Annotated in this window: 17 protein-coding genes and 1 pseudogene; 8 read left to right on the plus strand and 10 right to left on the minus strand. The window is 59.0% G+C overall.

The window, feature by feature from the left end; genetic code table 11:
- Nucleotides 1–395: 395 nt before the first annotated feature.
- The 8 genes from AC3WQN_RS02880 to AC3WQN_RS02915 are packed head-to-tail and all read left to right on the plus strand — an operon-like array spanning nt 396 to nt 9,405.
- Complete coding sequence (locus AC3WQN_RS02880; RefSeq protein ID WP_103398595.1) at nt 396–1,310, plus strand: GDP-mannose 4,6-dehydratase; 915 nt, start codon at nt 396–398, stop codon at nt 1,308–1,310.
- The gene (locus AC3WQN_RS02885; protein WP_103398596.1) at nt 1,307–2,278 is read left to right on the plus strand and encodes a GDP-mannose 4,6-dehydratase; all 972 of its coding nucleotides are present in this window, start codon (nt 1,307–1,309) and stop codon (nt 2,276–2,278) included. The genes AC3WQN_RS02880 and AC3WQN_RS02885 overlap by 4 nt, the downstream gene beginning before the upstream one ends.
- A 3-nt stretch (nt 2,279–2,281) precedes the next feature.
- Complete coding sequence (locus AC3WQN_RS02890; protein WP_103398597.1) at nt 2,282–3,724, plus strand: mannose-1-phosphate guanylyltransferase/mannose-6-phosphate isomerase; 1,443 nt, start codon at nt 2,282–2,284, stop codon at nt 3,722–3,724.
- Nucleotides 3,725–4,522, plus strand: coding sequence for an ABC transporter permease (locus AC3WQN_RS02895; RefSeq protein WP_103398598.1), 798 nt, complete (start codon nt 3,725–3,727; stop codon nt 4,520–4,522).
- Nucleotides 4,522–5,787, plus strand: a complete 1,266-nt coding sequence (locus tag AC3WQN_RS02900; RefSeq protein ID WP_103398599.1) for an ABC transporter ATP-binding protein — start codon at nt 4,522–4,524, stop codon at nt 5,785–5,787. Before AC3WQN_RS02895 ends, AC3WQN_RS02900 begins: the two co-directional genes overlap by 1 nt.
- A complete protein-coding gene (locus AC3WQN_RS02905; RefSeq protein WP_103398600.1) occupies nt 5,784–7,160 on the plus strand; it encodes a glycosyltransferase family 4 protein in 1,377 nt (458 codons plus the stop codon). Before AC3WQN_RS02900 ends, AC3WQN_RS02905 begins: the two co-directional genes overlap by 4 nt.
- Nucleotides 7,144–8,274 (plus strand): glycosyltransferase family 4 protein, encoded by a 1,131-nt coding sequence (locus AC3WQN_RS02910; protein ID WP_103398601.1) that lies wholly within the window; start codon nt 7,144–7,146, stop codon nt 8,272–8,274. Before AC3WQN_RS02905 ends, AC3WQN_RS02910 begins: the two co-directional genes overlap by 17 nt.
- Entirely contained in the window at nt 8,275–9,405 is a 1,131-nt protein-coding gene (locus AC3WQN_RS02915) for a glycosyltransferase family 4 protein (protein WP_103398602.1), read from the plus strand. It abuts the gene before it with no gap.
- Between the two features lie 21 nt (nt 9,406–9,426).
- On the opposite strand, the pseudogene AC3WQN_RS02920 reads toward AC3WQN_RS02915, so the two are convergent.
- The 10 genes and pseudogenes from AC3WQN_RS02920 to atpA form a co-directional block, all read right to left on the minus strand.
- Nucleotides 9,427–10,305: pseudogene (locus tag AC3WQN_RS02920) on the minus strand (FAD-binding oxidoreductase); the annotation flags it as partial.
- A gap of 289 nt (nt 10,306–10,594) precedes the next feature.
- Nucleotides 10,595–11,218, minus strand: a complete 624-nt coding sequence (locus AC3WQN_RS02925; RefSeq protein ID WP_103398604.1) for a glutathione S-transferase family protein — start codon at nt 11,216–11,218, stop codon at nt 10,595–10,597.
- Between the two features lie 130 nt (nt 11,219–11,348).
- Entirely contained in the window at nt 11,349–12,251 is a 903-nt protein-coding gene (locus tag AC3WQN_RS02930; protein ID WP_103398605.1) for a LysR family transcriptional regulator, read from the minus strand.
- A 75-nt stretch (nt 12,252–12,326) separates the two neighbouring features.
- On the minus strand, nt 12,327–14,159 hold the full coding sequence (gene glmS / locus AC3WQN_RS02935; protein WP_103398606.1) for a glutamine--fructose-6-phosphate transaminase (isomerizing): 1,833 nt from the start codon (nt 14,157–14,159) through the stop codon (nt 12,327–12,329).
- Nucleotide 14,160: 1 nt separating this feature from the next.
- Nucleotides 14,161–14,937 carry a DeoR/GlpR family DNA-binding transcription regulator gene (locus AC3WQN_RS02940; RefSeq protein WP_103398607.1) on the minus strand — a complete coding sequence of 259 codons (777 nt, stop codon included), beginning with the start codon at nt 14,935–14,937 and terminating at the stop codon, nt 14,161–14,163.
- Between the two features lie 215 nt (nt 14,938–15,152).
- The gene (gene glmU, locus AC3WQN_RS02945) at nt 15,153–16,520 is read right to left on the minus strand and encodes a bifunctional UDP-N-acetylglucosamine diphosphorylase/glucosamine-1-phosphate N-acetyltransferase GlmU (protein ID WP_103398608.1); all 1,368 of its coding nucleotides are present in this window, start codon (nt 16,518–16,520) and stop codon (nt 15,153–15,155) included.
- A gap of 117 nt (nt 16,521–16,637) precedes the next feature.
- A complete protein-coding gene (locus tag AC3WQN_RS02950; RefSeq protein WP_103398609.1) occupies nt 16,638–17,063 on the minus strand; it encodes a F0F1 ATP synthase subunit epsilon in 426 nt (141 codons plus the stop codon).
- A 45-nt stretch (nt 17,064–17,108) separates the two neighbouring features.
- The gene (gene atpD, locus AC3WQN_RS02955) at nt 17,109–18,488 is read right to left on the minus strand and encodes a F0F1 ATP synthase subunit beta (protein ID WP_095165062.1); all 1,380 of its coding nucleotides are present in this window, start codon (nt 18,486–18,488) and stop codon (nt 17,109–17,111) included.
- A gap of 27 nt (nt 18,489–18,515) precedes the next feature.
- Entirely contained in the window at nt 18,516–19,376 is an 861-nt protein-coding gene (atpG, locus tag AC3WQN_RS02960) for a F0F1 ATP synthase subunit gamma (RefSeq protein ID WP_103398610.1), read from the minus strand.
- Between the two features lie 50 nt (nt 19,377–19,426).
- Nucleotides 19,427–20,971 carry a F0F1 ATP synthase subunit alpha gene (gene atpA / locus AC3WQN_RS02965; protein WP_103398611.1) on the minus strand — a complete coding sequence of 515 codons (1,545 nt, stop codon included), beginning with the start codon at nt 20,969–20,971 and terminating at the stop codon, nt 19,427–19,429.
- Between the last annotated feature and the right edge of the window lie 3 nt (nt 20,972–20,974).

The following is a 20,974-nucleotide window of genomic DNA, read 5'->3' on the forward strand; positions in this document are numbered from 1 at the left end:
TCATTCTTATGACGGTCCAGCCATGGATCGAACCCGGCATACCGGTATTCGTCCATCGTCTGCATGCCCGTCTACGTTCTTGTTTTTGTGGTCAGCTTCGCAGGGTCGGATAACCCGCGAGCTGATCGCTGGGCAATCGTGCTGAGGGGCATTCTAAACACATCCGTTGGGGATTCGTGAACAGCTGCACGAGAATAAATCGGGCTACTCTGACGAGAACTCACCAGTCACGTTCGGACCTGTTGAAATTGCCGCGCAATTGGCACAGATTGACGTCCAAACAACTACAACAAAATCTTCGCATACCCGATTTCTCCGAGAAAGCAGCGCTGTTTTCCGGTTTTAGCCAGCAAAGACTGGGGGTTGCCGAAGTTTGCCTACTTGGGGGCTATTGCTTGAAAAAGCGTCTGTTCGTTACAGGTCTGAGTGGATTTGTAGGCCGTCACATCCAATCGCGCCTGAAGGCGACCGATTCGGATTGGGAACTGCTGCCCGTTGCCTCTCGCTATGACCTGCGCGAGCCAAAGAGCCTCGAGGGCTTGTGGCCAGAACTCCCTGACGCGGTGATCCATCTTGCGGGGCAGACTTTTGTTCCCGAAGCCTTTCGTGACCCGGCCAACACCTTCGAGGTCAACCTGCTGGGTACGCTGAACCTGTTGCAAGCGCTCAAGGCACGCGGCTTCAACGGTACCTTCCTGTATGTCAGTTCCGGCGATGTCTACGGCCAGGTCAGCGAGAGCGCCCTGCCGATCGACGAACATCAGCCACCCTGCCCGCGCAACCCCTATGCCGTGAGCAAGCTCTCGGCGGAAATGCTGTGCCTGCAATGGGGCATGACCGAAGGCTGGCCGGTAATGATCGCCCGCCCCTTCAACCACATCGGCGCCGGGCAGGCGGACAGCTTCGTGATCGCCAGCGCCGCGCGACAGATCTGCCGGATCAGACAGGGCCTGCAAGTGCCTGAGCTGGAAGTCGGCGACATCGATGTGACACGCGACTTTCTCGATGTCAGCGACGTGGTGTCTGCCTACTTTGCATTGCTGGCACGCGGTGTCCCCGGGCAGGTCTACAACATCTGCTCCGGGGTCGAGCAGAGTATCCGTGGCCTGATCAAGCAACTGGCCGATCTGGCCCAGGTCGATGTGCAACTGATTCAAGACCCTGCGCGTCTTCGCCGCGCAGAGCAGCGTCGTGTCTGTGGCAGCCATGCCAAGCTGTACCAGGCCACTGGATGGGCACCTGAACTTACAACACAACAATCCTTGCGGGCGATCCTGTCCGACTGGGAGTCACGGGTACTACAAGAATGACAAAAAGTGCATTGATCACAGGGATCACCGGTCAAGACGGCGCCTACCTGGCCAAGTTGCTGCTCGACAAGGGTTATCAGGTCTACGGCCTGGTCGCACGGCGCAGCACCGACTCGCGTTGGCGATTGCGCGAAATGGGCGTCGAAGGCGATATTCATTATCTGGACGGCGACATGGCCGATGCCTGCTCGGTGCAGCGCGCGGTGATCAAGTCAGCACCTGACGAGGTCTACAACCTGGCGGCACAAAGTTTTGTCGCGGCCTCCTGGAATCAACCCGTGACCACCGGCATCGTCGATGGCCTGGGTGTGACCCACCTGCTCGAAGCCATCCGTCAATTCAGCCCGCACACCCGTTTCTACCAAGCCTCGACCAGCGAAATGTTTGGCCTGATCCAGGCCGAACAGCAGGACGAAAATACCCCCTTCTATCCGCGCAGCCCTTACGGTGTCGCCAAGCTCTATGGCCACTGGATCACCGTGAACTACCGCGAGAGTTTCAACCTGCATGCCAGCAGCGGCATCCTGTTCAATCACGAGTCGCCTCTGCGCGGGATCGAGTTCGTGACCCGCAAAGTCACCGACGCCGCCGCCCGGATCAAGCAGGGAAAACAGCAGGAACTGCGCCTGGGTAACATCGATGCCAAGCGCGACTGGGGCTTTGCCGGCGACTATGTCGAGGCCATGTGGTTGATGCTGCAACAGGACAAGGCCGACGACTTTGTGGTCGCCACAGGCGTCACCACGACGGTGCGCGAGATGTGCCAGATTGCCTTCGAACATGTCGACCTCAACTACCGCGACTTCGTGAAGATCGACCCGGCGTTCCTCCGCCCGGCCGAAGTCGACGTGCTGCTGGGTAATCCGGCCAAGGCACAGCGGCTGTTGGGCTGGAAACCAAAAACCGATTTGCAGACCCTGATCCGCATGATGATGGATGCGGACATGAAACGCGTCGCCAAGGAGTAGGCCATGCTGATACCTGTGATTCTTTCCGGCGGTGCCGGTACACGGCTGTGGCCGGTTTCGCGTGAAGGTCATCCCAAGCCGTTCATGGTCCTGCCCGATGGCGAGAGCCTCCTGGGCAAGACCTATCGACGAGCGGCTTCGTTGCTGGGCACCCACGGCGATATCGTCACCGTGACCAATCGTGACTACTACTTTCAAAGCAAGGATCACTATCAGGATGCCCATCTGGGCCATCATCGCGGCCACTTCGTGCTTGAACCGGTAGGGCGCAACACAGCCCCTGCCATCGCGGCCGCCGCCCTGTCCCTGCAAGCGCTGCACGGTAATGAAGCCATCATGGTGGTGATGCCTGCCGACCATTTGATCCAGAACGAAAACGCCTTCAGAGACGCCGTAAAGCATGCAGTGAAGCTGGCCGAAGCCGGCCATCTGGTGACCTTCGGCGTGATCCCGACCGCCCCGGAAACCGGCTTCGGCTACATCGAGCGCGGCGATCACCTGGATGACCAGGGCGCCACCAAGGTGGCACGCTTCGTTGAAAAGCCCGACCTGCAGACGGCCACCGACTACCTGGAAAGCGGCAACTTCCTGTGGAACTCAGGCATGTTTTGCTTCTCGGTCGGCACCTTGCTGTCGGAATTACAAACCCATGCCCCGCAGCTACTGGAACAAGCCGATGCATGCCTGGCAGTGAGCGCCCCGGTCGAGACCGGCGGCTGCCTGCAACAGGAGTTGTCGCTGGCGCATTTCGCCGAGATGACGGATATCTCCATCGACTACGCCTTGATGGAATGCTCCGACAAAGTGGTGGTGATACCCGCCGCGTTCGACTGGAGTGACATCGGTTCATGGGGTGCCGTCAGCGCACTGATTCCCGCCGACCTGCAGAACAACCGCGCCAGCGGCGAAGCGCTGTTCATCGACAGCCACAACAACTTCGTGCAGAGCGACGGGCGCATGGTCGCGACCGTGGGTGTGGATAACCTGATCGTCATCGACACCGCTGACGCCGTGTTGGTCGCCCATGCCGACCGAGCACAAGATGTGCGCAAAGTGGTCAAGCAACTCAAAGACAAAGAACACGAAAGCTACCGCCTGCACCGCACTGTCAGCCGCCCTTGGGGCACCTACACCGTGCTGGAGGAAGGTCCGCGTTTCAAGATCAAACGCATCGTGGTCAAGCCCGGAGCCAAACTGTCCCTGCAAATGCATCACCACCGCAACGAACACTGGGTAGTGGTCGAAGGCATGGCCAAGGTCACCAACAACGGCTCGGGCTCGCACCTGGTCGCCAAGAACGAGTCCACCTTCATTGCCGCCGGACACAAGCATCGCCTGGAAAACCCGGGGGTGATCGACCTGGTCATCATTGAAGTGCAAAGCGGTGAATATCTGGGGGAGGACGATATTGTCCGCTTCGAAGATCAGTACGGCAGGACGGTCTGAATGCTACTCAACCTGTATCGCTCGCTGCGCAGCTACCGGGGGTTCATCCTCGGTAGCGTCAAGCGCGAGTTCCAGTCGCGTTATCGCAACTCACTGTTCGGTGCCCTGTGGACCGTGCTCAACCCCCTGTCGATGATCGTCGTCTACACGGTGATCTTCTCCCAGATCATGCGTGCCCGCCTGCCGGGGGTGGATGATGGATTGGCCTATAGCGTTTACCTGTGTGCCGGTCTGCTGACCTGGGGCCTGTTCTCCGAGATCACCCTGCGTAGCCAGAGCATGTTTCTGGAAAACGCCAACCTGCTGAAGAAGATCAGTTTCCCCAGGATCTGCCTGCCGGTGATCGTGTTGCTCAATGCCGGGATCAACTTTGCGATCATCCTCGGTTTGTTCCTGGGGTTTCTGCTGATCAGCGGGCGCTTGCCTGGCATGGCCTTGCTGGCCCTGGTACCGCTGCTGATGCTGCAAGTGATGTTCTCGGCGGGGCTGGGGATGGTTCTCGGCGTACTGAACGTGTTCTTCCGCGATGTCGGGCAGTTCTTCGGGATTTTCCTGCAATTCTGGTTCTGGCTGACGCCCATCGTTTACCCGATGTCGATCCTTCCCGAAGGCATCCAGCGTGTTCTGGCGCTCAATCCACTGACCGCATTGATGCACAGTTACCAGAACGTATTTCTCTACAACCAGTGGCCGGCCTGGAGTTCGCTGACTCCCTTGCTGGTGATCGGCCTGCTGTTCTGTGTGATAGGGCTGCGGCTATTCCGCCAGCGTGTCGGTGAAATGGTGGATGAGCTCTGATGGGACACATACGCGTCAGTGGCCTGGGCAAGGCCTACAAGCAATACCCCAATCGCTGGAGCCGGTTGTTCGAATGGCTGGTGCCATTTACCCGCGCCCGCCACCAGTTGCATTGGGTGCTGCAAGGCGTCGACTTTGAAATCCAGCCCGGTGAAGCGGTCGGCATTGTCGGCGTCAACGGCGCAGGCAAAAGTACCCTGCTGAAAATGATCACCGGCACGACCCAACCCAGCTGCGGGCAGATCCAGCTGCAAGGGCGCGTAGCGGCGTTGCTGGAGCTGGGCATGGGCTTTCACCCGGATTTCACGGGCCGCCAGAACGCCTTCATGGCCGGCCAGCTGTTGGGCATGCAGGTCGAAGAAATCGAAGCCCTGATGCCGGAAATCGAAGGCTTTGCCGAGATTGGCGAAGCCATCGACCACCCGGTGCGCACTTACTCCAGCGGCATGCAGATGCGCCTGGCCTTCAGTGTCGCCACCGCCCGCAGACCCGACATCCTGATCGTCGACGAAGCACTGTCGGTGGGCGATGCCTACTTCCAGCACAAGAGTTTCGAGCGCATTCGCAGCTTCCGTCGGGCTGGAACCACCTTGCTGATCGTGTCTCACGATCGTTCGGCCATTCAGTCGATCTGCGACACCGCCATTCTTCTGGAAAAGGGCCGCATGGCCATGCATGGCAAGCCGGAAGAGGTGATGGACTACTACAACGCCATGCTCGCCGAACGTGAAGGCCAGATCGTGCGCCAAGAGATGCTCGCCAATGGCCAGGTACAGACCATCTCCGGTACCGGTGAAGCAACCATTCACAGCGTGCGCCTGCTGGACCAGCACCAGCGCCCGGTGGAAGTCGCCGAGGTCGGCCAGCCCATGGTGCTGGAAGTGCAGGTTGACGTACGGCAGGACATCGAGCGCCTGGTGCTGGGTTTCCTGATCAAGGACCGACTCGGCCAGGCCATGTACGGCATCAATACCCATCGTCTGGATCAGGCCCTGACCGACCTGCACGCTGGCGAGCGGGTCACCTACCGCTTTGCGTTCCCCATGCGCCTGGGCAAGGGCAACTACTCCGTCGCCCTGAGCCTGTCTCGCCTGGACTCGCACCTGGACCGCAATTTCGAATGGCGCGACTACGGACTGGTGTTCCACGTCATCAACAACCGCCAGGAAGACTTCGTCGGTTGCTCGTGGCTGGAGGCGCAGACCAGCATTACCCGTTCGTCACAGACACCTGTAGCACCCATTGCGCCGGAGACCGCCCCATGATGCGAATGCTGGTTGAATGCACCTATGTATTCGAACATCCGGAGGCAAACTCCGGTATCCAGCGTGTCGTTCGCAATGTCATTACCGAGCTGCCGGAAAAGAATGCGGCACTGGAGTGCATTCCGGTGGTGATGCTCAATGGAAGGCTGTACGAAGTCACCAGCCTGGCGCCACTGTCGGTGCCCAAGCTGGACCTGATGGGCTTGCGCGTACGCCTTGAACAAATCGCCAACAAATTCTGGCTGATGCACCGCACGCTGGAACGACGCCAACCGTTTCGCCAGTCCCGTTTCGCTCGCCGCGTGCTGTATGTCGGTTGCCGGCTTGCGGCATTTGCTGCCTTGAGTGTGCCAATCAGGGTTCTCAATTACTGCCTGAAACGGCAGGAAATTCCTACGCGCTGCAAACCGCTTCAGCATCAACCGGGCGATCAACTGGTGTTGCTGGACTCGTCCTGGCATGCCGATTTTTTCCCGCTGGCCGAGCAACTCAAGCGCGATGGCGTGGGAATCGTGTCGGTCATCTACGACTTGATCCCCCTGACCCATCCACAATTTTGCGATGCGGGACTGGTCCGGGTGTTCAACGACTGGTTCGACTGGATCGCCAAAACGGCCGATGGCTACGTCGCGATCTCCGCGACCATCCGCGATCAGGTGCGTAATGAAATGCTGCGTCGAGTCGGGCCCGAACAGGTCGCCCAGCGCTGGTTCGACTACTTCCACCTGGGCAGTGAACTGGACCTGTGCGACGACGCCTCCAGTGTCGAGCCGCAGCTCAAGCAGGTATTCAAGAGCAAGGAGCCGGTGTTCCTGATGGTCAGCACCATCGAACCGCGCAAGAACCACGCCTACCTGCTTGATGCCTTCGAGCTTGCCTGGGCCAGGGGCTCGCGCGCTCGGCTGTGCATTGCCGGCCGTATTGGCTGGAAATGCGACGCGCTGATCGAACGTATCCGCAAACATCCGGAACTCGACAAACGCCTATTCATGTTCAACTCACTCACCGACAAGAGCCTGGAGTACGCCTATTCCCACGCCACGTCGCTGGTGTTCCCCTCGTATGTCGAAGGTTTCGGCTTGCCACTGGTGGAGGCCATGCAACGCGGTTTGCCGGCCATGGGCAGCGACATTCCGGTGTTCCGCGAGATCGGGGGCCCGTTCATGGCGTACTTCGACCTGGCCTCCCCACAAAGCCTGGTCGACCTGATCACCCAGCTGGAAACCACCGGGACATTTCCGGCACCGCGTAACGTCAGCGAATGGCAGTGGCTCGGTTGGCGCGAGGCCAGTGCGCAGCTGATCGAGCGCATTCTGGGCCATGTGAACACCCCCCCAGCGGCGATTGAGAGGCAACATGCAGATTGCCCTTAATGCCCGGATCCTGCAGGCCCCACGCACCGGCATCGGCCATTATCTGGCTGAGCTGGTCAATGCGCTTGGCCATCAGCCGGGCGTTGAACTGTCGTTGTTCCACGGCTGGGGTTGGAGCGCAAACCTGCCAGAGGCTGCGATGCCCGGCTACTCGCGTATCAGCCCCGTGCTGCGACAGATCCCCGGTGCCTATCAGGCGCGACGCTGGCTGGAGCAGCGGCGCTTCGACCAAGGACGTGCCCGTACCATCGACCTGTATCACGAACCGAGTCTGTGGCCACTGGCGTTCAAGGGCCCGACCATCGTTACCCTGCACGACCTGACCCACGTGCACTACCCCTTGACCCAACCGGCCGCCCGCTTGAAAGAGATCGAGCGCCGGCTGGAACAGGGCGTGAAACAGGCGAGCCTGATTCTGACTGACTCGCAGTTCATTGCCGATGAGGCTCAGGCGTACTTCGGCCTGGGACCTGAACGCTTTGTGGTTGCCCCCCTGGGGATGGCTGCGCGATTCCATCCGCGTTCCGACGAATCGTTGCAACCGGTACTGCAAGCTCACGGGGTCGAGCCACGAGGTTATTTCCTGTGTGTCGGAACCCTGGAGCCGCGCAAGAACCTCACTCTGGCATTGCGCGCCCACGCCGAGCTGCCTGAACCGGTGCGCCAGCAATTTCCGTTACTGGTTGTCGGAATGGCTGGCTGGAAGGCGCAGCAGCTTAACGATGAGCTGCGCAAGGGCTTGGCCAGTGGTCATGTCTGCCTGCTGGGGTATCTGCCCGATGAACAGGTTGCCCAGCTGATGGCTGGCGCCCGGGCGCTGATTTTTCCGTCGATTTATGAAGGTTTTGGCCTGCCGGTCCTGGAGGCCATGGCCAGCGGTACACCGGTGATCCTGACTCGACGTTCGGCCATGCCGGAAGTCGCGGGAGCTGCAGGTAACTACTTTGAACCCGAGGACCTGCACGATTTGTGCAACGTCATGACCCGTCTGGTCGACGATCAAACGCATTGGCAGGTATGCCGAGAAGCTGGGCTGCAACAGGCGAAGCTTTTTTCCTGGGATCGTTGCGCGACGCTCACGGCTCGCGCCTATCGCCAGGCTCTGGGAGGTTGAATGCGCGTTCTTCATTTCTATAAAACCTATTTGTCGGAAACCGTCGGCGGCATCGAACACGTCATGTTCGAACTCTGCGAAAGCGGCGCACAACACGGTATCGAAAGCCAGGTGCTGACGTTAAGCGCCAACCCGATACCCGCAGTCATCCCGTTCGGGACGCACGAGGTTCATCGCGCCAGACTTGATGTGCAATTGGCATCCACCGGTTTCTCCTACAGCGTCTTCAAACAGTTTCGTGAATTGGCTGCCGAAGCCGATGTGGTCAATTATCACTTCCCCTGGCCGTTCATGGACGTGGTGCATTTCCTCAGTGGATTGAACAAACCCAGTGTCGTCACGTATCACTCGGACATCATCCGGCAAAAGCTCCTGCTCAAACTCTATCAGCCGCTGATGAGCCGTTTTCTGGCCAGTGCTGACCGGATCGTCGTGGCCTCGCCGAACTACCTGCACACCAGCGACGTTCTGAAAAAATTCCCGGAAAAGACCCGGGTCATTCCCTACGGCCTGAACAAGGCCGCCTATCCAAAAACGGACACCGAACGCATGGCCCGTTGGCGTGAGCGCCTGGGCGAGCGCTTTTTCCTGTTCGTGGGGGTGATGCGTTACTACAAGGGGCTGCATATCCTGATCGAGGCGCTCAAAGACATCGATTACCCGGTGGTGATCGTCGGCGCAGGCCCCCTGGAAGCCGAACTGCACGCCCAGGCCGCCGCGCTGGGACTGCGTAACCTTCACTTCGTCGGGCGCCTGGATGATGAAGACAAAGCCGCCGTGCTGGAACTGAGCTACGCGATCGTCTTTCCATCCCACCTGCGCTCTGAAGCATTTGGCATCTCGCTGCTGGAAGGGGCGATGTACGGCAAGCCGATGATCTCCAGCGAAATCGGCACCGGTACCAGCTACATCAATATCCACGGCGAGACCGGCCTGGTGGTGCCGCCGAGTAACCCACCGGCTTTGCGTGAAGCCATGCGCACCCTCTGGGAAAACCCGGTTCAGGCTGCCGCCATGGGCGCCAAGGCAGAAGCCCGTTATCGGCAGTTGTTTACCGCCGACGAAATGGGCCGCCAGTGGAACGAGCTGTATCAGGAGCTGCTGGCAGAGAAAGCGTTGTCCTACGCCTGACCACCCTGATCAACTCATCTGGCGCCAACGTAGCGCTAGTGCGGCAGGCCTGTGTACGGCCTGCTGCACATGCAGCTTCCACAAGCGTTCAGCGCCTTGAAAGGTCTCCACTTGCGGGCCGTCGAGGAGGAGTTCGGTGCTCCCGCTGAGCTGCAAAAGGTCGCCCGTGGTGAAATCGATAAACAGCAACCCGGCACGGGGATTGAGCAGCAAGTTGCCCAAGGTATTGAAATGCTGGTTGCCGGCAAAATCCGGAATGGTCAGGCAATTGCCCTCGACCCTGACGAAACCTGCCTGACCGCCACGATGAGAGATATCCACAGCCCGTGAGTTATCCACATCCACGTAACTGGCGACAAAGAAGGTGTCGGCACTCCGAATCATCGCTGTGGCGGCGTCATCCAGGGCATTGAAACGCTGGGCAATACGGGTTGAAGGATCCGCCAAGGGCACTGAGTGGAACTGACGTAACTGAATGTACTTCGGGCAATTGCCAAAGGCCTGGTCAACCGTGACGCTCAACCCGTGCGCGCCGACTTCACTGGTTCGGCCATTGATCCGGTTCCGCCGCCTTGTGTGTAACTCGATCCCGAGCAACCCGATGGCCGCTCCGACCTGCAACTGGACCGGGTCATCGGCGCTGGGCAGGCTGTCGAGTTGCAGACTCGCAGGTTCGGGGGAATGGGCGAAACCCGGTGGACCTTCAAGGATGCTCGCCCAAGGGTTTCCCTCGGCATCCACCGCCCCCAACAACATGAAGGGTAGCTGGCGATAGAACTGGCGATGTTGATCCGGCATTTCGCTGCGGATCACCTTGCGTCCGAATGCTTCCATCCGCTCGGCAACCCCCACGTGAGCCTGCAACCGTTGCTCGCCGGCATGCCAGGGTGAACGCTCCATCATGCGACTCCTCTGCGCACCTGACGCAGTGTGAAGGGCCCGTCATTGGCGTAATGCTGTTCAGTTAAGGATAGGGTTGCTCAATACATCCCCGTGGCGAGCGAGCTTGCTCGCGCTGGGCTGCAGAGCAGCCCCAAAAACTATCGTCGAGCTCGTTCTGAAAGACCGCAGTCGCTTTGTTGGGTGCGCTTCGCGCACCAGCACGAGCAAGCTCGCTCGTCACGGGTCTCTCACCCGCTTCAAGCCTTTCTTAACTGAACAGCATTACGACATTGGCGGGCCTGATGCTTCAAGCGGATTGCAGACCCACCGCGGTGCGAGGCATGCCGACAAAGCCTGGCAAGGCCTCGATCCGCGCCAGCCAGGCCTGTACGTTGGCATAGTTCGCCAGCGATACATTGCCTTCCGGCGCGTGGGCGATATAGCTGTAGGCGGCGACATCGGCAATGGTCGGCTGGTCACCGACCAGGTAGGGATCGTTGGCCAGTTCCTGATCCATCACCTTGAGCAGGGCATGGGAGCGAGCGATCACCTCTTCAGCGTTGCATGGCGCTCCAAACACGGTGATCAGTCGTGCTGTCGCCGGGCCATAGGCAATCGGCCCTGCCGCTACCGACAACCAGCGCTGGACCCTGGCCGCCCCTATCGGATCGGCGGGTAGCCAATGGCCGTTGCCATACTGTTGCGCCAGGTACACCAGAATCGCATTGGAGTCAGCCAGCACCACGCCCTGATCGTCGATCACCGGGACCTGACCAAAGGCATTGAGCGCAAGAAAATCCGGTTTTTTATGCTCGCCCTTTACCAGATCGACGAAGATAAGCTCCGTTGGCAGCTCCAGGAGCGAAAGCATCAGCTCCACGCGGTGGGCGTGGCCGGAACGTGGAAAGTTGTAGAGTTTGATGGTGTGCATGACCGACTCCGCGGATCAATCGCGCAGTTCAGAAGAGATCTGCGCCGAGGAGCCCTATCTTCCATCGCTCCCCAAAACAACAGAATGACCAGAAAATACAATCCATCATTTCATCTGGCGCAATAAAGCCTCAGCTGCGCAAGGCAGGATGTTCACGCAAGGCCTGCACGGCATAGTCGACAAAACTGCGGACCCGCGTCGGCGCCTTGCGCCCCCCCTGATACACCACGTGGATGGGCAAAGGTGGCAGTTCGAAGTCTTGCAGGATGATTTCCAGCTCACCGGCAGCCACCTTGGCGGCGACCTGATAGGACAGCACCCGGGTCAATCCCAACCCCAAGGCAGCCGCAGTGATTGCCGATTGATTGGCCGTGACCACCAGGCGCGGCTCAAGGCGAACGCTCACCGGCTCACCCGCCGCCGTAAACGACCAGCTTCGCTGCTGTCCAATCGACGACGTCGCGACAATCCGTGCACACCCCAGATCATTCGGATGCAAAGGCCGACCGTGACGCTGCAGATACCCGGGAGAGCCACAGACCACTCGACGCACCTCGCCCACCCGGATCGCATGCTGATTGCTGTCAGGCAGTTCACCGATGCGCACCGCCACATCAATGCCCTCCTCGACCATGCTCACCACCCGGTCGACCAACAATGCATTGATGCTGACATCCGCAAACCGCTCAAGAAAACCTACCATCACCGGGGTGACGAACAGCTCGCCAAACAGCACCGGCGCGGTGATGGTCAGTTGCCCGCGAGGCTGGGCATGGCTGCCGGCGGCAGAGGCTTCGGCTTCCTGTATGTCCGCCAGTATGCGTCGGCAGTCATCCAGGTAACGTTGCCCCGCTTCGGTCAGGTACACACTGCGCGTGGTTCGCGTCAGCAGTTGCGCGCCAATGCGTGTTTCCACCGCAGCCACCGCCCGGGTCACGCTGGCCGCCGACAAGCCCAATCGCCGGGAGGCCGCCGAGAAACCCTGGTCTTGGGCAACCGCAACGAACACCTGCATTTCCTGAAAGCGGTCCATGGCGTTTCCTCGACATGCATAAAAAATCGCAGCCAGGGCTGCGATTTTTTTGGGATTTACATCGCTGTGGATAACTTATTCCACTGTGACCGACTTCGCCAGGTTGCGTGGCTGGTCAACGTCAGTGCCTTTGAGCACCGCGACATAGTACGAGAGCAGTTGCAGCGGAATGGTGTAGAGAATCGGCGACAGGATGTCGTGGATATGCGGCATGTTGATGACATGGGTGCCTTCGCCATTGCGCATACCGGCTTTCTCGTCAGCAAACACGATCAGCTGACCCCCACGGGCGCGAACTTCCTGCAGGTTGGACTTCAACTTCTCCAACAGCTCATTGTTCGGTGCCACTGTCACCACCGGCATGTCGTCATCGACCAGTGCCAGCGGGCCGTGCTTCAGCTCGCCTGCCGGGTAGGCTTCGGCGTGGATATAGGAAATCTCCTTGAGCTTGAGCGCACCTTCCATCGCGACCGGGAACTGCGCACCACGCCCCAGGAACAGGGTGTGGTTCTTGTCGGCGAACAACTCGGCGATTTTTTCCACGGTGCTGTCCATGGCCAGCGCTTCACCCAGGCGAGCGGGCAAGCGACGCAGTTCTTCGACCAGCCGGGCTTCCACACCGTCAGCCAAGGTGCCTTGCACCTGGCCCAGGCTCAGGGTCAACAGCAGCAGGCCGACCAATTGAGTGGTAAAGGCTTTGGTGGAAGCCACACCGATTTCTCGACCCGCCTGGGTCAGCAGGGTCAGGTCGGATTCACGCACCAGCGAGCTGATGCCGACGTTGCAGATGGCCAGGCTGGCGAGGAAACCCAACTCCTTGGCATTGCGCAGGGCCGCCAGGGTGTCGGCGGTTTCGCCGGACTGGGAAATGGTCACAAACAGGGTGTCGGGCTGAACCACCACCTTGCGGTAACGAAACTCGCTGGCGACTTCGACCTGGCACGGAATACCGGCCAGTTCTTCGAGCCAGTAACGGGCAACCATACCGGCGTGATAACTGGTGCCACAGGCTACGATCTGCACATTGCGCACTTTGGCGAACAGTTCGGCCGCTTGCGGACCGAACGCCTGCACCAGTACCTGGTTCTGGCTCAAGCGGCCTTCCAGGGTGCGTTGCACAACCGACGGTTGTTCGTGGATTTCCTTGAGCATGAAGTGACGGAACTCGCCCTTCTCGGCCGCTTCAGCACCATCACGGTACTGCACCGATTCACGCTCCACCGCCTTGCCGTCGATATCCCAGATCTGCACGGTGTCACGGCCGATTTCGGCGATGTCGCCCTCTTCCAGGTACATGAAGCGGTCGGTGACCTGACGCAGCGCCAACTGGTCGGAGGCGAGGAAGTTCTCACCCAGGCCCAGGCCAATCACCAACGGGCTGCCACTGCGAGCCGCAACCAGACGATCAGGCTGCAGAGCACTGATCACCGCCAGACCGTAAGCACCGTGCAGTTCTTTGACGGTGGCCTTAAGAGCAACAGTCAGGTCGACCAGATCTTTGAGCTTGTGATCGAGCAGGTGAGCGATCACTTCGGTATCGGTGTCGGAGGTGAACACATAACCCAGTGCCTTGAGCTGTTCGCGCAGGGCTTCGTGGTTTTCGATGATGCCGTTGTGCACCACAGCCAGGTCACCGGAGAAATGCGGGTGAGCGTTACGTTCGCACGGTGCGCCGTGGGTAGCCCAGCGGGTGTGGGCGATCCCCAGGCGACCAACCAGCGGCTCGGCTTCCAGGGCCTGCTCCAATTCGCTGACCTTGCCCGGACGACGCATACGCTCCAGCGTTTTGTCGTTGGTAAATACCGCAACACCCGCACTGTCGTAGCCCCGGTACTCAAGGCGCTTGAGGCCTTCGAGCAAAATGGCGGTGACGTTACGTTCTGCTACCGCGCCGACAATTCCACACATGCTATTTCTCCTGGCTGACTGCCGCGCAAATCAAGGTGATGCCGCGGGCCTGAATCTGATCGCGCGCATCGATGGGCAGGCGATCATCCGTAATAAGGGTATGGACGCTGCTCCATGGCAGCTCCAGGTTGGGGATTTTCCGGCCGATCTTGTCAGACTCGACCATCACGATCACTTCACGGGCGACTTCGGCCATTACTCGGCTCAAGCCAAGCAGTTCGTTGAAGGTCGTGGTACCTCGAACCAGGTCGATGCCATCGGCACCGATAAACAGTTGGTCGAAGTCGTATGAGCGTAGTACCTGCTCGGCAACCTGCCCCTGGAAGGACTCGGAGTGCGGGTCCCAGGTGCCGCCCGTCATCAACAGCACCGGCTCGTGTTCCAATTCATTCAAGGCATTGGCAACGTTCAGCGAGTTGGTCATGACCACCAACCCTGGCAACTTGCCGAGTTCGGGAATCATCGCTGCCGTGGTACTGCCACTGTCGATGATGATCCGCGCATGCTCGCGAATCCGCATCACGGCCGCCCGGGCAATGGCTTGCTTGTACTGGGAAACCGGTTGGCTCGGGTCGTTCACCAGCTCTTGAGGCATGGTGATTGCACCGCCATAACGACGCAGCAGCAGCCCATTGCTTTCGAGTGCGGCCAGATCCTTGCGGATGGTCACTTCCGAGGTTTCGAAACGCTTGGCCAATTCATCCACACTGACTTCACCCTGCTCGTTGAGCAAGGCGAGGATATTGTGGCGACGCTGGGGAGTGTTGCGTTTTGACATGGCTGATTAAGTTTCGATTCGAAAGATAACGAAAGCAATCAAAACCTATCAACGAAACTTCGTCAAGCGTGGGGCGATAAAATGATCTGTGGATAAATGCATCGTGGGCAAGCTCGCGCCCACCGGACTACGAATCCAGATGGGGACGAACTTGCCTGTGGATTCATTTGATCCGGCTGTGGATATCTAGTCCCGATCAAGGGATTGTGGATAACTCAAGCCTTCTTGATTTTCTCCGGCCGCTTCCAGCCATCGATGTTCTTCTGGCGAGCCCGGCCAACAGCCAACTGAGACTTATCCACATTGGAGGTGATAGTCGAACCGGCCGCGGTGGTTGCTCCCGCGGAGATATCCACAGGCGCGACCAAGGAGTTGTTGGAGCCGATGAACACGTCTTCACCCAGCACGGTTTTCCACTTGTTGGCGCCATCGTAGTTACAGGTGATCGTACCAGCGCCGATGTTGCTGCGTGCTCCGATGTGGGCGTCCCCCAGATACGTCAGGTGACCGGCCTTGGCGCCTTCCCCCAGATGGGCGTTCTTCAGCTCGACAAAGTTACCCACATGGGCGCGTGCTTCCAACACGGTACCCGGGCGCAGGCGGGCGAACGGACCGGCATCGCTGCCCTCACCCAGTACCGCACCTTCAATGTGACTATTGGCCTTGATCACCACGCCTTTGCGCAGGGTACTGTCCTTGATCACACAGTTCGGGCCGATGACCACGTCGTCTTCGATGACCACCTTGCCTTCAAGAATCACGTTGATGTCGATCAACACGTCACGACCAACGGTCACTTCGCCCCGCACATCAAAGCGGGCCGGATCGCGCAACGTCACACCCTGGGCCATCAGGCGACGACCTTCACGCAACTGATAATGACGCTCCAACTCCGCAAGTTGCTTACGGTCATTGGCGCCCTGCACTTCCATGGCGTCATGGGGGTGTTCGGTGGCCACCACCAAGCCGTCGCTGACCGCCATGGCGATCACGTCGGTCAGGTAGTACTCGCCCTGAACGTTGTTATTGGACAAGCGGCTCATCCAGTCACTCAAGCGATTAGCCGGGACAGCGAGAATACCGGTATTGCCTTCGGTGATAGTTCGCTCGGCTTCGTTGGCATCTTTGTGCTCGACGATAGCGGCTACCTTGCCTTCGCCGTTGCGAACGATACGGCCGTAACCGGTCGGGTCATCCAGTTCGACAGTCAGCAAGCCCATTTGCCCGGGCACGACGTGCTTGAGCAGACGCTCCAGGGTTTCGACCTCGATCAACGGCACGTCGCCGTACAGCACCAGCACGGTATCGGCCTCGATGAACGGCACTGCCTGGGCCACCGCGTGGCCGGTACCGAGTTGCTTGTCCTGCAACACGAAATTCAAGTCGTCGGCGGCCAAACGGTCACGCACGGCTTCGGCGCCGTGGCCGATCACCACATGAATGCGCTGTGGATCAAGTTGCCGGGCGCTGTGGATAACATGGCCCAGCATCGAGTTGCCCGCAACCGGGTGAAGTACTTTCGGCAACGCCGAACGCATGCGGGTGCCTTGACCGGCAGCGAGAATAACGATTTCTAGAGACATGACTGGCTACCAATCCTGGGTGGTCGGCGGCTGCGACCAAGAGATGAATTGCAGAAAAAGAAAAAGGGTAGCCGAGGCTACCCTTTTTAATCAATCGCACAACAAGCGGGAGGCTGATTAGCCGCCGAACTTCTTGCGGATCTGCTGGACGGTGCGCAGCTGAGCTGTCGCCTCGGCCAGACGTGCGGCAGCAGCACCGTAGTCGAACTCGCCGCCTCTGTCGTGCAGAGCCTTCTCGGCAGCCTTGACGGCTTCCTGAGCGGAGGCTTCGTCCAGGTCGGCAGCACGTTGCACAGTGTCGGCAAGCACCTTGACCATGTTCGGCTGAACCTCGAGGAAACCACCCGAGATGTAATACACCTCGGCTTCCCCGCCCTGCTTGATCAGGCGGATCGGGCCCGGCTTGAGATTGGTGATCAGCGGCGCGTGACCCAGAGCGATACCAAGATCACCCAGCTCACCGTGCGCTACCACCATCTCGACCAGACCGGAGAAGATTTCCCCTTCCGCACTGACGATGTCGCAATGGACTGTCATAGCCATCTGCTTGCCTCAACCTAAATTAGCGCCCGTCGCCGGGCGCCTGGATTACAGTTTCTTGGCTTTCTCGATCGCTTCTTCGATGCCGCCGACCATGTAGAACGCTTGTTCTGGCAGGTGGTCGTAGTCACCGTTGAGGATGCCTTTGAAGCCAGCAATGGTGTCTTTCAGGGAAACGTATTTACCCGAAGCACCAGTGAAGACTTCAGCCACGAAGAACGGCTGCGACAAGAAACGCTGGATCTTACGAGCACGGTTTACCAACTGCTTGTCGGCTTCCGACAGCTCGTCCATACCCAGGATCGCAATGATGTCCTTCAGTTCTTTGTAACGCTGCAGAACATACTGTACGCCGCGAGCGGTGTCGTAGTGGTCCTGACCGATCACGTTCGGGTCAAGCTGACGCGAAGTCGAGTCCAGTGGGTCTACCGCTGGGTAGATACCCAGGGAAGCGATGTCACGGGACAGAACGACGGTGGCGTCCAAGTGGGCGAAGGTGGTCGCTGGCGACGGGTCGGTCAAGTCGTCCGCAGGTACGTATACCGCCTGGATCGAGGTGATCGAACCGTTCTTGGTCGAAGTGATGCGCTCTTGCAGAGTGCCCATCTCTTCAGCCAGGGTCGGCTGGTAACCTACTGCCGAAGGCATACGGCCCAGCAGTGCGGATACTTCAGTACCGGCCAGGGTGTAACGATAGATGTTGTCGACGAACAACAGAACGTCGTTACCTTCGTCACGGAACTTCTCGGCCATGGTCAGGCCGGTCAGTGCTACGCGCAGACGGTTACCCGGCGGCTCGTTCATCTGACCGTAAACCAGTGCCACTTTGTCCAGAACGTTGGAATCCTTCATCTCGTGGTAGAAGTCGTTACCCTCACGAGTACGCTCACCCACACCGGCGAACACGGAATAACCGCTGTGCTCGATGGCGATGTTACGGATCAGTTCCATCATGTTTACGGTTTTGCCTACACCGGCACCACCGAACAGACCGACTTTACCGCCCTTGGCGAACGGGCAAACCAGGTCGATAACCTTGATGCCGGTTTCCAGCAGGTCGTTGCCGCCCGCTTGTTCAGCGAAGGTTGGCGCAGGACGGTGAATGCCCCAGCGCTCTTCGGTGTCGATCGGGCCAGCTTCGTCGATCGGGTTGCCCAGAACGTCCATGATCCGGCCCAGGGTCGCTTTACCGACTGGTACGGAAATGGCTGCGCCGGAGTCGATGACGTCCAGACCACGCTTCAAGCCCTCGGTGGAGCCCATCGCAATGGTACGAACCACGCCGTCGCCCAGCTGTTGCTGAACTTCCAGAGTGGTTGCGGCCGCGCTTTGAACTGTCAGCGCGTTGTAGATGCTCGGTACGCTGTCGCGTGGAAATTCCACGTCGATAACGGCGCCGATGATTTGAACGATACGTCCGCTACTCATAGCTGGATCCTCTGAATATTTGAACCGTTAAACCGCGGCAGCGCCGCCGACGATTTCCGAGATCTCTTGGGTGATCGCAGCCTGACGCGCCTTGTTGTAGATCAGCTGCAAATCGCTGATCAAATCACCGGCGTTGTCGGTAGCGTTCTTCATTGCGATCATCCGCGCCGCTTGTTCAGCAGCGTTGTTCTCGACCACCGCCTGGTAGACCTGCGACTCAACGTAACGGACCATCAAGCCGTCCAGCAGCTCCTTGGCATCCGGTTCGTAGAGATAGTCCCAGTGGTGCTTGAGTTCTTGATCCGGGGTCGCCACCAATGGAATCAACTGCTCCACGGTAGGCTGTTGCGTCATGGTATTGATGAACTTGTTGGACACCACGCACAGACGGTCGATACGGCCGTCCAGGTAGGCATCCAGCATCACCTTGACGCTGCCGATCAGGTCATTGATCGACGGCTCTTCACCCAGGTGGCTGATAGCTGCAACGACGTTACCGCCGAAGTTACGGAAGAAAGCCGCACCCTTGCTACCAACAACACACAGATCGATCTCGACGCCGTTTTCGCGGTTTACCGCCATGTCCTTGACCAGGGCCTTGAACAGGTTGGTGTTCAAGCCACCACACAGACCACGGTCACTGCTCACCACAACGTAACCGACGCGCTTGATTTCACGGTCGATCATGAAGGGGTGGCGATATTCCGGGTTAGCGTTGGCCAGATGACCAATAACCTGGCGGATGCGCTCCGCGTAAGGACGGCTAGCAGCCATGCGCATTTGTGCCTTGCGCATTTTGCTGACCGCCACTTTTTCCATGGCGCTGGTAATCTTTTGCGTGCTTTTGATGCTCGCAATCTTACTGCGAATCTCTTTTGCGCCTGCCATGTAACACCTATCAGGTTAGCAAGCGGGAGCCTTGCGGCTCCCGCTGCGGCTTACCAGGTTTGGGTGGCCTTGAACTTCTCGATACCGGCTTTCATGCCAGCGTCGATTTCGTCATTGAAGTCACCCTTCACGTTGATCTTCGCCATCAATTCGGCGTGATCGCGGTTGAAGAAACCGATCAGCGCTTGTTCGAAGCTGCCGATCTTGGCGATTTCAACGTCAGTCAGGAACCCACGCTCAGCGGCATACAGCGACAGCGCCATGTCGGCGATCGACATTGGTGCGTATTGCTTCTGCTTCATCAGCTCGGTAACGCGCTGACCATGCTCAAGTTGCTTACGGGTCGCTTCGTCCAGGTCAGAAGCGAACTGGGCGAATGCCGCCAGTTCACGGTACTGAGCCAGAGCGGTACGGATACCACCGGACAGCTTCTTGATGATCTTGGTCTGAGCGGCACCACCCACACGGGATACCGAAACACCGGCGTTCACTGCAGGACGGATCCCGGAGTTGAACATGGCCGATTCCAGGAAGATCTGACCGTCGGTGATGGAGATCACGTTGGTCGGAACGAACGCGGAAACGTCGCCAGCCTGGGTTTCGATGATCGGCAGTGCGGTCAGGGAACCGGTTTTGCCGGTCACTGCGCCGTTGGTGAACTTCTCTACGTACTCTTCCGAAACGCGGGATGCGCGCTCCAGCAGACGGGAGTGGAGATAGAACACGTCGCCTGGGTAAGCTTCACGGCCTGGTGGACGGCGCAGCAGCAGGGAAATCTGGCGGTAAGCCACTGCTTGCTTGGACAGATCGTCATAAACGATCAGCGCGTCTTCACCGCGGTCGCGGAAGTATTCGCCCATGGTGCAACCGGAGTACGGTGCCAGGAATTGCAGTGCTGCAGATTCCGAAGCGCTCGCTGCTACGACGATGGTGTTAGCCAGTGCGCCGTTTTCTTCCAGCTTGCGAACCACGTTGGCAATGGTCGATTGTTTCTGACCGATCGCTACGTAGACACAGAAGATGCCGCTGTCTTTCTGGTTGATGATCGCGTCGATCGCCAGAGCGGTTTTACCGATCTGACGGTCACCGATGATCAGCTCACGCTGGCCACGGCCGACAGGGATCATGGCATCGACAGCCTTGTAGCCAGTCTGTACAGGCTGGTCTACCGACTTACGCCAGATCACGCCTGGAGCAACTTTCTCGACCGCATCGGTCTCGGTGTTGTTCAGCGGACCTTTGCCGTCAACTGGGTTACCCAGTGCGTCGACTACGCGACCCAGCAGTTCCTTACCAACCGGAACCTCGAGGATGCGGCCGGTGCACTTGGCGCTCATGCCTTCAGCCAGAGACTGGTAAGCACCCAATACAACGGCACCTACGGAGTCTTGCTCCAGGTTGAGGGCCATACCGAAGACGCCGCCCGGAAACTCGATCATCTCGCCGTACATGACGTCGGCCAGACCGTGAATCCGCACGATACCGTCAGATACGCTGACGACAGTGCCTTCGTTACGGGCTTGGGAGGTCACATCGAGTTTTTCGATGCGGCCCTTGATAATTTCACTTATTTCGGAAGGATTGAGTTGCTGCATTGC

Source organism: Pseudomonas sp. FW300-N1A1, assembly GCF_058789115.1.

Bases quoted from the DNA above. Each gene is read 5' to 3' on its own strand.
- AC3WQN_RS02885 (WP_103398596.1), top strand. From the start codon at position 1,307: ATGACAAAAAGTGCATTGATCACAGGGATCACCGGTCAAGACGGCGCC.
- AC3WQN_RS02890 (WP_103398597.1), top strand. From the start codon at position 2,282: ATGCTGATACCTGTGATTCTTTCCGGCGGTGCCGGTACACGGCTGTGG.
- AC3WQN_RS02895 (WP_103398598.1), top strand. From the start codon at position 3,725: ATGCTACTCAACCTGTATCGCTCGCTGCGCAGCTACCGGGGGTTCATC.
- AC3WQN_RS02900 (WP_103398599.1), top strand. From the start codon at position 4,522: ATGGGACACATACGCGTCAGTGGCCTGGGCAAGGCCTACAAGCAATAC.
- AC3WQN_RS02905 (WP_103398600.1), top strand. From the start codon at position 5,784: ATGATGCGAATGCTGGTTGAATGCACCTATGTATTCGAACATCCGGAG.
- AC3WQN_RS02910 (WP_103398601.1), top strand. From the start codon at position 7,144: ATGCAGATTGCCCTTAATGCCCGGATCCTGCAGGCCCCACGCACCGGC.
- AC3WQN_RS02915 (WP_103398602.1), top strand. From the start codon at position 8,275: ATGCGCGTTCTTCATTTCTATAAAACCTATTTGTCGGAAACCGTCGGC.
- AC3WQN_RS02925 (WP_103398604.1), bottom strand. From the start codon at position 11,218: ATGCACACCATCAAACTCTACAACTTTCCACGTTCCGGCCACGCCCAC.
- AC3WQN_RS02930 (WP_103398605.1), bottom strand. From the start codon at position 12,251: ATGGACCGCTTTCAGGAAATGCAGGTGTTCGTTGCGGTTGCCCAAGAC.
- glmS (WP_103398606.1), bottom strand. From the start codon at position 14,159: ATGTGTGGAATTGTCGGCGCGGTAGCAGAACGTAACGTCACCGCCATT.
- AC3WQN_RS02940 (WP_103398607.1), bottom strand. From the start codon at position 14,937: ATGTCAAAACGCAACACTCCCCAGCGTCGCCACAATATCCTCGCCTTG.
- glmU (WP_103398608.1), bottom strand. From the start codon at position 16,520: ATGTCTCTAGAAATCGTTATTCTCGCTGCCGGTCAAGGCACCCGCATG.
- AC3WQN_RS02950 (WP_103398609.1), bottom strand. From the start codon at position 17,063: ATGGCTATGACAGTCCATTGCGACATCGTCAGTGCGGAAGGGGAAATC.
- atpD (WP_095165062.1), bottom strand. From the start codon at position 18,488: ATGAGTAGCGGACGTATCGTTCAAATCATCGGCGCCGTTATCGACGTG.
- atpG (WP_103398610.1), bottom strand. From the start codon at position 19,376: ATGGCAGGCGCAAAAGAGATTCGCAGTAAGATTGCGAGCATCAAAAGC.
- atpA (WP_103398611.1), bottom strand. From the start codon at position 20,971: ATGCAGCAACTCAATCCTTCCGAAATAAGTGAAATTATCAAGGGCCGC.